Genomic DNA, 12238 nt, shown 5'->3' on the forward strand with positions numbered 1-12238 from the left:
CGATCGCCATCTTTCCGCATTCAAAGTTTTCTAGAAACAAAAAGTAATACTTGCCAATTTGTCAAGCCAGTCGCATCTCCTGCTCAAGAGGGATGCGATTTTTTAATAGGGAATAAGCTCACAAAAAACTGTAAAGTTATGTTTCAACCCTTTTAAAAATATATAGAAACCTCCCGAACATTAATGCAAGACTTAACCTAGAACGTTATAGGAAGGAACATTTAAAGGAAACCTATGGATAACCAAAAACCACGATATCGCCTCGCCTGCACCCTTTCTTTTGGCGACATCTATGGTCAAATCATCATTTGGTTAATTGTTATTTTCATTTCACTTGCCTCAGCACTGGCACTATGGAGTGCCGAGCGCCAAATCTACGCGTTACTGACAGTAGGGCTAATTCTAGTATTGTCTTTGCCTTTTCTGCTTTTTGCCTTCGTCACCACACTGCTCAATCACATTGAGCTGTCGCCGATGAAGGAAATCGAAACGACAGAAACTGTCCGTGGCAACACGCCCAATCAAAACCCAACACAAGCACAAGCAGCAAGTTGAGGCAGGGAGTAGGGGCGCAGGGGCGCAGGGGCGCAGGGGAGAACCAACAACCTCTTTCATACTTCACCCTAGCCTTCGGCAACGGCTTCGCCGAACATACTTCACCCTTCACCCTTCACCCTTCACCCTTCACCCTTCACACTTCATACTTTCTCCCCTACTCAGGACTCAGCACTCAGGACTCAGGACTTAGTATCCCCTTCACCCCAATCGCCAAGATGAAGAACTTCCCTCCCTTTTGGGAGGGAAGTTTTTCTTTGCGTCACGATAGTAGGAGAGAGGAATTGCAGAACTCACACAAAGATGCTAGAACACGATGTGATCATTGTCGGCGGCGGTTTAGCTGGATGCCGTGCCGCCTTAGAGATTAAACGCACCGATCCCAGTTTGGATGTCGCTTTAATTGCTAAAACTCATCCAATTCGCTCCCACTCCGTTGCGGCGCAGGGCGGGATGGCGGCGACGCTAAAAAATGTCGATGCGGACGATAGTTGGGAAGCCCATGCTTTTGATACTGTCAAAGGTTCAGATTACCTGGCGGATCAGGATGCGGTAGAAATCCTCACCCGTGAAGCGCCTGATGTAGTAATTGACCTAGAACATCTGGGAGTTTTGTTCTCCCGCTTGCCAGATGGGCGCATCGCTCAACGGGCATTTGGCGGGCATTCCCACCGCCGTACCTGCTACGCCGCTGATAAGACAGGTCACGCGATTTTGCACGAGTTGGTGAATAACCTGCGGCGTAATGGCGTACAACTCTACGATGAGTGGTACGTAATGCAGTTGATTTTGGAGGATGGTCAGGCAAAGGGCATCTTGATGTACCACATCCTCGACGGGCATTTGGAGGTGGTACGAGCCAAAGCGGTGATGTTTGCCACGGGGGGCTATGGCAGGGTCTTTAATACGACCTCGAATGACTTTGCCTCAACGGGGGATGGTTTGGCGATGTCAGCGATCGCTGGCGTGCCTTTGGAGGATATGGAGTTTGTGCAGTTTCACCCCACAGGGTTGTATCCAGTCGGCGTGCTGATTTCTGAAGCCGTGCGGGGGGAAGGAGCGTATCTAATTAACTCCGAGGGCGATCGCTTTATGGCAAACTACGCGCCCAACAAAATGGAACTAGCTCCCCGCGATATTACCTCACGGGCAATTGGGCGAGAAATCCGTGCCGGACGGGGCATTCATCCCGATGGTAGTGCGGGCGGCTCCTATATTTACCTCGACCTGCGTCACATGGGACGAGAAAAGATTATGAGCCGCATTCCCTTCTGTTGGGAAGAAGCCCACCGCTTACTGGGGATTGACGCCGTGCATCAACCAATGCCAGTGCGACCGACTGCCCATTATTCAATGGGGGGAATTCCTGTAAATACAGAGGGTCAGGTGCAAAGTGGTGCAGATGGTTTGGTGGAGGGATTCTTTGCCGCAGGTGAGTCTGCCTGTGTCTCAGTTCACGGTGCTAATCGACTGGGAAGTAATTCTCTGCTGGAATGCGTAGTGTATGGCAAAAGAACCGGGGGGGCGATCGCGCAGTACGTCCAAAACCGTAAATTACCAGAAATTAACGCAGCACCCTACCTAAAAGCTGCCCAAGAGCAAATCCAAGCGCTCCTCGACCAACCCGGCACCTCCCGCATCGGAAAGCTTCGTCAAACCTTCCAGGACTGCATGACTGAGCATTGCGGTGTTTTCCGCTCTGAATCAGTAATGAGTGAAGGTTTGCAAAAATTACAGCAGCTTCAAGCCCAATACGGGCAAATTTACCTTGATGATCAGGGGAGTTGCTGGAATACCGAAATTATCGAAGCCCTAGAACTGCGAAATTTGATAATTGTTGGGGAAATCATCCTCACCTCCGCCCTCAAGCGTCAAGAAAGCCGGGGTGCCCACTACCGAGAAGATTTTCCCGAACGAGACGACACCAACTTCCTCAAGCACACGATGGCATTCTATTCCCCCGCAGGCATTGACCTGGCTTACCCTGCCGTCAATTTGAGCTTGTTTGAACCAAAAGAGCGGAAGTATTGAAGAAAGTCCTGAGTCGGTGAGTCCTGAGTCGGTGAGTCCTGAGTCCTGAGTCGGTGAGTCCTGAGTCCTGAGCAGAGGCACAGGGGCAGGAGATTTTAATGAACCACACCAGGCACAGAGGGCACGGAGGTAAAAGAAGGAGAGGGAGATGAGGGGATGAGGTGTAGGGGTGATAAAGTGTACGGGCACAGGCTTCCCTTGCCCCTACCGACTTACCGACTCACCAACTCTCTTCATACTTCATCCTTCATACTTCATCCTTCATACTTCATCCTTCATACTTCATCCTTAACTTCCGCCTACTGGGGTTTCTGAGACATCGGGCGAGACACCAGGGGTAGTAGCGCTGGCGGTCGCTTGGGTGGCGAGTTGTTTGATTTGGTCTTTGTATTGGGCAGGAGCAAGGGAAATGGCAGTGGTAAATAGGGATTTAGCTTCTGCCTCTCTTCCCTGTTGTTGCAGCACCATTGCTTTTGCTAATACGGGGCGAAAGTCCTGTTTATTGCTGTTGATCGACTCGTCGTAAATAGTGACCGCCTCGGTATAGCGCTGCTCGTTGGCATAGACCTGACCGAGGAGCAGTTGTACAGAGGTGACATCAATGTTGTTTTCCGGCTGCACGCTGTTGATTTGCGTTCCTGCCTTCAAGGTGTCTTGGAGTAAGCCAATCGCTGCTTCTGGGCGGTCTTCTTGCAACAGCAAACTGACTAATCCTTGTAACGCCTTCAGGTTTCCAGGTTTTGTGGACAAAATGGTGCGGTACGTTGTAGCGGCTCCTTCGCGATCGCCTGCTTGTTGTTTTGCCTGAGCCAGCAAGACGCCGTAATCCGTTTGTTCAGGATTAAGCTTTGCCAGCCTTTCTAACGGCTCAATCGCTCCTGGGATATCTCCTAGTTGTAACCGTGCCTCCAACAGCCCTCGCAGCGCTGTGGAGTTATCTGGCTCTCGCTGAACAACCAACTGATAGCCTCTGGCCTGCTCTTCCAGTTCAGCTTTCTTAGCTGTTGTCAGGCTGGGTGATGCTGTGGGTGTAGCTCCGACTGTAGGCTGGCTTTCACTGAAAACATTTCCTAACAAGGGAACCATCGAAATCCCGACGAATGCCAGCACTGCCAGCACTATTACCACACTGATCCACGGACTGCGCTTTTGAGACACTGAACTTGTTTGAACTCTTATGACATTATTAACCCACGCGTCGATTTTTTCTCCCGTCCCAACAGCAACACTTCACAATCTCCATTGCCGTATTGCTGATTCACCCGGAATTACAGGTATTTTTACTTAAATATTTTCTAAGCTATACGGATTTACCTTGTTGAGCGCTGCATTTTGTACAATGAGCAGACTAACACCCTGTCTTCTCTACAATCCGCCTGTCTAAATTTGGTTAAATTAAAGCTAAAAACTTTAAAAACAGCCAAACAGTGGGATGGTAGTGAAGAAAATGACGTTTTACCGCGTCGGTCTGACCCCCACCAGGGGAAAGTGTCTCCGCCGCTAGGAGGTTATATGAGTCCTTCTGTGAACCGGTCTTCCGAGTCACCAGAATCTTTTGGCACAACGCCACCAAATTCCCCTGATCTGCAAAGCCAAGAGCCAACGATGTCATCGGACGATGCGAATAAAACCAATGAGTCAACCCCTATGACTGACTCCCCTGAGGCAGCATCCTCAGCTATCCAACGTCAGCAGCCCATTCCCCCGCCCAGTGAACCGAGACAATACCGCGCCATAGGACTAGTTCAGGGTCAATACATGCCTTCTGCCGAACAAATGACTAGAGGCACTCTCTTGTCAAGCGAGGGGACATTGATTGATGCTGTATTGCTAGGTCGGGTGATGAGTTTGGTGAAAAATCACCTGGACTTAAGCCAGAACCACCTGTGGGTGGTTTATCCTCGCACCCGGCAATTAGAGGAGGGCTTGCATGTTCAAATTGTTGGTGTTTGGGAACCTGAAAAACTCGGCAGTCCCGAATCAGACACAGGTGTTTGGGAACCTGAAAAACTCGGCAGTCCCGAATCAGACACAGAAGACTCAGGAGCAGTGGTCTTGGGAAAATCTGAAACTGACTCTGCCTCCACTACTATGCAAGATGGCTATTTTTCCATTCGTGGTGAAGTGATTTATTACTCCCAAGAAGAAGAACAGCTCGTCATCAAAATTCAGCAGGCTCCTCGCAGAGAATCGGAAAAAACTAAGTTCTTCAAGCTAAACCTTAAAGGAAATCTCGGCGATCGCGCTGTCGGTCATTTTTGGGATTTGCAGGTACAGTTGCAAAAAGACGTGTTGGTTGTTCAACAAGCAACAGATATCGGTCTTGTTCCCGTGAAAAAACGAGGCAAAAGACCGCCCTTCGGCAATCGTCCTCGGAGCGGAAACCGACCCTCTTCTACCCCTCGCCCGGTTCGCAAAGATGCCCCAACAGCCGGAACTCCGCCTCAACGTCGGGAAGTTCCCAAACCGATTAAGCGCAAAGATCCGCCGAGTGACGGGCAAGATAGTTGACGAAAAGATTTGAGTTCTGAGTTTTAAGTTTTGAATCCTCAAGACGTTTCAACTCAGAACTCAACAGGGGAGAATTCTTTTGATGGGGTGAAGGATGAAGAGAGTCGGTGAGTCGGTGAGTCGGTGAGTCGGGGAGAAAGGATGAAGTATGAAGGGTGAAGTATGAAGGGTGAAGTATGAAGGGTGAAGTATGAAGGGTGAAGTATGAAGTATGAAGGGTGAAGTATGAAGTATGAAGTGTGGGTGTAGTTATCCCCTGCTCCCCTGCTCCCGTTCGGCTGAGCGTTCGACTGCCCTTCGGCAGGCTCAGGAACCGCGCTCACGCCGAAGTCTCACGTCGAAGCCTGCTCCCCTGCTCCCCCGCACCCTTATCTCCCCATAGCGTCACAGCTTAGTGCAGATTAGCGTCCCAGATGCCAATGTAAATGCGATCGCTACTGTTCCGTTCTACCACCCCTTTCAAGCCACTTGTCTGAAAGGAGTATTGCTTCGTCTGGCGTTGATGCACCCGTTCGACTCCCTCCTCAATCTCCCTAGAAGCACCACCGCCGAGCATTCCATTCACTACCTGTACCATTACCTCCGGTTCTACCGATGACGCGAAAGCGGCTTCACTCTGGCGCAGTCTACCAGTATTTCTGTCAAACAGATATCCGAAAGATACCCGATCCGGGACATAGTTTTCGTAAAGTACCGCCCTGGTATTCCACAACCCTCCGCTAACCTTTGTGGGATTACCCAAGGTTCCTCTGATTTGACTTTCCGGCGTTCCCACGGGAAATCCCGTCAGGCTGGCGACAGGCGGGGGCGCTTCCTGATTCTCTGGCGGTGCTGGGGCGGGAGACTCAGGAAGTGCCGGGGATGGTGTTATCGCTTCTGTAGGCGAGGACTCTACTATCGGTGCCGGGGATGGTGCCACAACGGGGGGAGGAGTTTCTCGGATAGGGTTTGGGGAGGGGCGAACGGCAGGGGGTGCTGAGGTGGTGGGAGGTTGTTGCGTAACGGGTTCCTCTGGGGCGGTGGGGATTTCCTGCGTAATCGGTTCTTCAACGGTAGGTTGACGTTGGTTTTGGATAGCCGCAACTGCCAACCCCGCCCCTAGTAAAACAGCGGCAACGATTAAACCGATCACCTGGGTATTTTGCCCTCCTGGTTGCTTTACCACAGGCGCAGGGTTAACAGGGGAAGTGTAAGGTAAGCCAGGGGTAGGAGGGGCGGGGTATCGGGCGGGAGAAACGGCTACAGTTTGGGCAATTGAGGGGGCTTGAGTAGAGCGCAGGGCGTTGAGCATGTCTGTTGCCGAGGCGAAGCGATCGCGCGGATAAAATCGAATCGCCCGATCGATTACAGAGGCTAGGTTTGAGTGGACATTGGCAGCCTCTTGACGCCACAAAGTCTCCCCAGTTTGAGGATCGGATTCCAACTGCTGCGGCGTTTTCCCCGTCAGCAAAAATACCGCTGTTAACCCCAAGCTATATAAATCGCTAGCAAAGGTGGGGCGTCCCGAAGCTTGCTCGCTCGACATATACCCCGGCGTGCCAATTACCAAGGAATGCATTGCGTTTCCCGGCGTATTTACCACCGTCGTTACCACCTCTTTCACCGCACCAAAATCAATTAGCACGGGCAAGTTATCCCGTTTGCGGATGATCACGTTATCCGGCTTAATATCCCGGTGGATCGTGCGCTGGTTGTGGATATACTCCAGCACAGGCAATAACTTCACGAGGATATCCTTCACCTCCGCTTCGCTAAACTTGCCTTGTTGTTCTACCTGTTGCGTCAGGGTATTGCCTTCAATCCATTCCTGCACAAGATGGAATTGCCCGCCCTCAGAAAAATAGGCATACAAGCGGGGAATCTGAGAGTGCCCTTCGCCCAACTCTTCCAAGACGGCAGCTTCTCGCTGGAAGCGTTCTTGCGTCTGCTGATGCGCTAAAGGATCGTGAGTGACGGGTTTAAGCTGCTTAATCACGCATTGGCGTCTTGACGGCATGTAGCTGTCTTCTGCCAAAAATGTATTGCCAAATCCTCCCGCACCGAGCGCTCGAATGATGCGATAGCGATTGTTTAAGAGCGTTGGCGTCATGAATTACCCCAAACTTTGCGGATTTGCGATCGGTAGATAGATTGATACCAATTCTCTTTAATTTTATTGATTTGTGAAGGCGAGATCCTCGACTTCTTTAAGTTGGGAATCTAAGCCACTAGCGATCGCATCTCTTTAATCACGCGATCGCATACACACATTTTAGTTACCTTGTCAATACTTAAGTCTGAGTCAGGTTTATTTTCATTTTGCTCAAGGACGGCGATAGAGCTGCACAATCTGTTCATTAGTTAGCAAGCGATCGCCTTGATAAACGCGCAACTCATCATTATTAGAAAAATCGCTAGCACGGAAGTCTGGCACGTCGTAAAGATAGTTGCCGTTGTAGAAGCCGTCGCCTTTCCAGGGAACGGTTATGCTGTTACCCATTTTCTTACCGCGTCCAATGTAGTACCGAGGATTATTATTCTCCCCACAGACAGCGAAGTTGAAGTTTGCGGTTTCTCCGAACAGATACACAGCGCTGCTATCTGGGCAAGAAATCATCACATTTTCTGCCGGGAGAGCCGCCTCCATGTAACTGGGGAGAACTTGATCTAAGCGGGAAGTACTCGCAGCGGAGGGATTTTCAGAGACGACATCCACCCTGACGGCGTAGTCAGAACCCTTTGCTGAGGAAACTTCTACAACGTAATCCCCGGAACTGGGGAGAGAACCTTCCCACTGGGGAGAGGCTGTACCAAGGATTTGTCCATTGGGGGCAATTACCGCGACATCAACATTGCCTTGCTCAACTTGGGCAGTAAACCATTGTCCTCTGCCAGAGTTAATTAGGTAGCGTTGAGTTTGGTTAGGCGCTGCGTAGGCGCGTAGTGTTGCGCCTGTTTCGCCGTTGGCAAATCTCACCCGTCTCATGATATTGCTCGATTGGGCAGGTTCCGTTGATTCAGGTGGCGCAGGATTGACGATCGGACGAGACGGTTCGGACTGGGGATTGGTGGCGATGGAATCTGCAGGAAGAGGAGATTCGACAGATTGCTGAGATTGGGGTTGGGGCGATCGCGTTAGCATCAAACCCATCAAAATAGAGCCACCAATCAACCCGCCCGCGATCGCACTAGCTAAAAGAATCATTTTGCTCCCATTCCCACTCTCCTGAGTCGCTACAGGTGTTTGCGTCGTGGGGAGAGTTTGAGTCGGTTGAGAGGGTGGGGAAGGTTGAAGGGGTTGTACAGGATTAGCGATAGTTGGCGGCAAATTTGAGGAGGGAGAAGGCATCACCTGTACCGTGGGGGGTACTGTACTCGCTACCGTCTCTACCCCCGCCATACCTGCACTATTTAAGGCAGCCAGCATTTCGCCTGCGGTAGAGTAGCGATCGCGGGGATGTCCTTGAATCGATTTATCCAGCACCGCCGCAAAATGCGGATCGAGATTAGGCACATGGTGACGCCACAAAATATCCCCATTGAAGGAATCCACCTCCAACTGCGGCGGTAGCTTTCCAGTCAGCAAATAAACCGCCGTTAGCCCCAAACTATACAAATCGCTACAGTACATCGGACGCCCTGCCGACTGTTCGGAGGGCATAAACCCCGGCGTCCCAATTACAATCGACTGAGTAGCATTACCTCCCGATGTCACCACCGTCCCCATCGTTTCCTTCACCGCACCGAAGTCAATCAGCACCGGAACCTCTCCCTTCCCGACAATAGGATAGGGCGAAGATTGGGAAGCCGTACGCAAAATAATATTATCCGGCTTGATATCCCGGTGAACCATGCGCTGACTGTGGACATAATCCAGCACAGGTAACAAACTGACCAGGATGTCTCGGACTTCTGCTTCCGGTAAACGTCCTCGTTCTTGCACGCGCAGGGTGAGAGTTTCTCCTTCCACCCACTCCTGCACTAAATAAAATTGCCCCTCTACTTCAAAGTAAGCATACAGCCGGGGAATTTGGGGATGAGCTTCCCCCAGTCGTTCTAGGATGGCGGCTTCCCGTTGAAACCGCTCTTTTACCATTTGCTGAATCTGGGGATTATTGCTGACTGGCTTTAGCTGCTTGAGGACGCAGCGACGCCCAGAAGGCATTTGAGTATCTTCCGCAAGAAAGGTTTCGCCAAAGCCACCAGCACCCAGCGCTCGAATGATGCGATATCGGTTGTTTAAAAGTGCTGGTGTCATTTGATTTCAGGGAATAAAGCAAATAGGATGTTAGCTAATTATTTCAAGTCCAGCAAGCCATTTTCCTTAAGCTTCGGGTTGAAGCGAATTTCCGTTTGTACGCCCCGTTCCTTTAGCTGCTCTACAATTTCCGCTTCCACGCGTCGAGCCACTTTTTTCAACAGCTTGATTTGCATCAACTCATCACCGTTGTTATAGCTTGAGCGTTCCTCCTCCGTCATTGTCGGTTTTGCATCTATCGGTTGAGTCCAAGCTGCTTCATCCGCCCCATTACCCGGAGGAACATCACCATTATCGCGAATCCACGCTTCCCGCACGCCTTCTAATAAAGTGCGATTGGGGCGATCAATGGTTTGTACTTTTAGCCAGTAACAACTGTTGGGCTGACGCACAAGATGCTGTTTGATGCTGAGATAAATATCGCGAGAATAGCCAACAAATTGTAGGACTTGCTGACGATCAAAAATCGCATAAATCCCAATTTTCCCCAGCAGTTGTTCCGGTAATTCACCGTCCTCATTTAGGTACGGGATATAGTCTAAAGTTTGAAGAGGTTTAATTTCTGTTTCAGTAGACATTGGTAAATAAATATTCTAGTTAACGATCTTATAAATGGCGCAAAGTCGGCTGGGGTTGAAAACTTTTGCTTTGAACATAAAGTTCGGTGGCACGTTAATGATCGCATAATCATCAGATTCGTGATACTGCTCAAATTCTGCTGGCATCCCTTTGGGAGTTGCCGTTGTGTAGGGAATCGGTTGAAAAAGTAACTCTGTAAATTCCACAGTTTGACATTTAGCTTGTCCGGCTATTTGGCTCAAGAAGCCTTCACTTTTTAACAAAGTAAATAAGTTTTCTCTAGCTTCTGGGTCAAGAACAAAATCACTGTCAAAACTATTAACGATTTTTAATCTAGCCATGCTTAATAAAACGGGTGGAGCGTAGTTGACAACAGGGGTGATTATACCTGAGGTACCTAGCTCTTACCAAAGCAGAAGCCGTCATGGTAACAACTTGTAGCAGTTTAGTCTGGCAATTTTGTAACTAGGAATCAGACTCAACAAAAGTCTAACCTTCGAGGCAAAAAACCTCTTAACTGGAAGAGTACTGACATAATAGGTTTGGCGGCGCTGAAGCCCCTACTACGAACCCTCAAGTCTCCTAACCTCTCTTCTCTGTGCCTCTGCGTCCTCTGTGGTTTATAAAAAAGAATAGACTTTGCACCACAAGCTAAACCCCAAAAGGAGAAACAGATGTCACGCGTTACCGAGATTTTAAACTTCTGGTTTGGTTCCCCTGAGTCAGAGGAATATGGCAAGCGGCGTCAGTTCTGGTTTACCAAAAGTGCCGAGTTTGATGAAGAAGTGCGATCGCGTTTCTTAAGCGACTACGAACAAGCCGCATCAGGACAACTAGACGACTGGAAAGACTCCCCTCTTAGCTGTTTAGCGCTAATTATCCTCCTCGATCAGTTCCCCCGCAATATGTTTCGCGGTACAGCCAAAGCCTTTGTCACCGATCCGCAAGCCCTCGCCGCCGCCCAACACGCCGTCGCCCAAGGCTTCGACAAGGAACTGCTACCAGTACAGCGCTGGTTTATCTACCTACCCTTTGAGCATAGCGAGAACCTAGAGCATCAGCACCAAGCCGTTGAGTTATTTAGCCAACTACCTGACAATCCCGACAATGCCGAAACCCTAGACTACAGCAAGCGACATAGGGCAGTAATTGAGCGTTTCGGACGCTTTCCCCATCGCAACAAGATTTTGGGGAGGGAAAGTACTCCAGAAGAAGTGGAGTTTCTCAAGCAGCCAGGTTCGTCGTTTTAGAGATGAGATGCGTGCATTCTTATCAATAGTTATGAGTAGCGATCGCTTTCATATTGTAGGGAAAGAGCGATAAGCCTACGGCATAGCTTCGCTTAGCGCTTTTCGTGCTGCTTCGGCTTTGGGGGAGTGACTTTCGAGGAGGATGGAGCGATTGGAATATTGCTATGATACTATCCGTGATACTATTCCCGGATGGGCAAATTAAGGAAATTAATAGAGCAATTCCTCAACCAACCGCCGGAAGTGCGGTTTGAAGACGTGCGCTATCTATTGGAAGCTTTTGGCTTTGAAGAAAAAAGGTCTAAGGGTAGCCACCATAGTTTTCGAGATTCACAAGGTAGAAAAGTCACTGTACCCAAAAAAGGCGGACAGAAAGTTAAAGGAGTTTATGTCCAGCAAATTGTTGAACTATTGAACTTGGAAGAATGGAGCGATGACAACACTGAATCAGAAGAACAAGCAGATTGAGAAGCAACCACTGGAGTATTACTTGAACCTTCAGTATCCAGTAACACTTTACCCCGACCGAGAGGGGGGATATGTGGCTCAAATTAAAGACTTGCCTGGATGTTTAACTCAAGGTGAAACGTTGGATGAGGCGATCGCAAACATTCAGGAGGCGCGGGAGTTGTGGATTGAGACAGCTTATGAAGCTGGAGATGAAATTCCTTTACCCAGTACTGATGATTCTTACAGCGGTAAACTACTCCTGCGGATGCCGAAATCTCTGCATCGTCGTTTGGCGGAAAAGGCTGACGGAGAAAATGTGAGTCTCAATCAGTACATTGTGTCTGTGTTGAGTAGGGGATGAAGCGGCGCGATAAGCCTACAGCGTGGCTCCGCTTATCACTTTTCGTACTGCTAAGGACTATAGAATTTAGATTTATCTGCTAGGCGAATGATTGTATTGCGAGAGCCGCAAAATGGTCAGTACGCTACACAACAAATTATTTATGAAGGGGCAATTGTGCCGTTAGCATTTCTAGATATTCAGGTATTGGTTGAGAGACTTTTGGCTTGAGCCTTTTGCACCCGTGGATAGGGGGCGATTGCGATCCTCTGTAAGTATTTACTT

Annotated in this window: 12 protein-coding genes; 7 read left to right on the forward strand and 5 right to left on the reverse strand. The window is 49.6% G+C overall.

Annotated elements, in window-relative coordinates; translation table 11 throughout:
* Window positions 1-234 precede the first annotated feature (234 nt).
* On the forward strand, window positions 235-555 hold the full coding sequence (locus AC5JR3_RS17705) for a hypothetical protein (protein WP_495847870.1): 321 nt from the start codon (window positions 235-237) through the stop codon (window positions 553-555).
* 303 nt (window positions 556-858) lie between these two features.
* Entirely contained in the window at window positions 859-2586 is a 1728-nt protein-coding gene (locus AC5JR3_RS17710; RefSeq protein ID WP_495847871.1) for a succinate dehydrogenase/fumarate reductase flavoprotein subunit, read from the forward strand.
* Window positions 2587-2874: 288 nt separating this feature from the next.
* Here the strand turns inward: AC5JR3_RS17710 and AC5JR3_RS17715 are convergent, their stop codons facing one another.
* A complete protein-coding gene (locus tag AC5JR3_RS17715) occupies window positions 2875-3744 on the reverse strand; it encodes a tetratricopeptide repeat protein (protein WP_495847872.1) in 870 nt (289 codons plus the stop codon).
* A gap of 366 nt (window positions 3745-4110) precedes the next feature.
* Here AC5JR3_RS17715 and patR point away from each other — a divergent pair, with 366 nt between their 5' ends.
* Entirely contained in the window at window positions 4111-5097 is a 987-nt protein-coding gene (patR, locus tag AC5JR3_RS17720; protein ID WP_495847873.1) for a heterocyst master regulator PatR, read from the forward strand.
* Window positions 5098-5488: 391 nt separating this feature from the next.
* Here patR and AC5JR3_RS17725 read toward each other — a convergent pair whose 3' ends face one another.
* From AC5JR3_RS17725 to AC5JR3_RS17740, 4 genes are all read right to left on the reverse strand, one after another.
* Window positions 5489-7186: a protein kinase domain-containing protein gene (locus AC5JR3_RS17725; protein ID WP_495847874.1), complete on the reverse strand. Its 1698-nt coding sequence runs from the start codon at window positions 7184-7186 to the stop codon at window positions 5489-5491.
* Between the two features lie 213 nt (window positions 7187-7399).
* Window positions 7400-9334 (reverse strand): protein kinase domain-containing protein, encoded by a 1935-nt coding sequence (locus AC5JR3_RS17730; RefSeq protein WP_495847875.1) that lies wholly within the window; start codon window positions 9332-9334, stop codon window positions 7400-7402.
* Window positions 9335-9372: 38 nt separating this feature from the next.
* The gene (locus tag AC5JR3_RS17735) at window positions 9373-9912 is read right to left on the reverse strand and encodes a GIY-YIG nuclease family protein (protein ID WP_495847876.1); all 540 of its coding nucleotides are present in this window, start codon (window positions 9910-9912) and stop codon (window positions 9373-9375) included.
* A 15-nt stretch (window positions 9913-9927) separates the two neighbouring features.
* The gene (locus tag AC5JR3_RS17740) at window positions 9928-10254 is read right to left on the reverse strand and encodes a hypothetical protein (protein WP_495847877.1); all 327 of its coding nucleotides are present in this window, start codon (window positions 10252-10254) and stop codon (window positions 9928-9930) included.
* Between the two features lie 333 nt (window positions 10255-10587).
* Here AC5JR3_RS17740 and AC5JR3_RS17745 point away from each other — a divergent pair, with 333 nt between their 5' ends.
* The 4 genes from AC5JR3_RS17745 (at window position 10588) to AC5JR3_RS17760 (ending at window position 12184) form a co-directional block, all read left to right on the forward strand.
* Window positions 10588-11163: a DUF924 family protein gene (locus AC5JR3_RS17745; RefSeq protein ID WP_495847878.1), complete on the forward strand. Its 576-nt coding sequence runs from the start codon at window positions 10588-10590 to the stop codon at window positions 11161-11163.
* Window positions 11164-11355: 192 nt separating this feature from the next.
* Complete coding sequence (locus AC5JR3_RS17750; protein WP_495847879.1) at window positions 11356-11631, forward strand: type II toxin-antitoxin system HicA family toxin; 276 nt, start codon at window positions 11356-11358, stop codon at window positions 11629-11631.
* Entirely contained in the window at window positions 11597-11974 is a 378-nt protein-coding gene (locus AC5JR3_RS17755) for a type II toxin-antitoxin system HicB family antitoxin (RefSeq protein WP_495847880.1), read from the forward strand. Before AC5JR3_RS17750 ends, AC5JR3_RS17755 begins: the two co-directional genes overlap by 35 nt.
* An 87-nt stretch (window positions 11975-12061) precedes the next feature.
* Window positions 12062-12184: a hypothetical protein gene (locus AC5JR3_RS17760; protein ID WP_495847881.1), complete on the forward strand. Its 123-nt coding sequence runs from the start codon at window positions 12062-12064 to the stop codon at window positions 12182-12184.
* Window positions 12185-12238 lie beyond the last annotated feature (54 nt).

It is taken from the genome of Kastovskya adunca, from assembly GCF_059505785.1.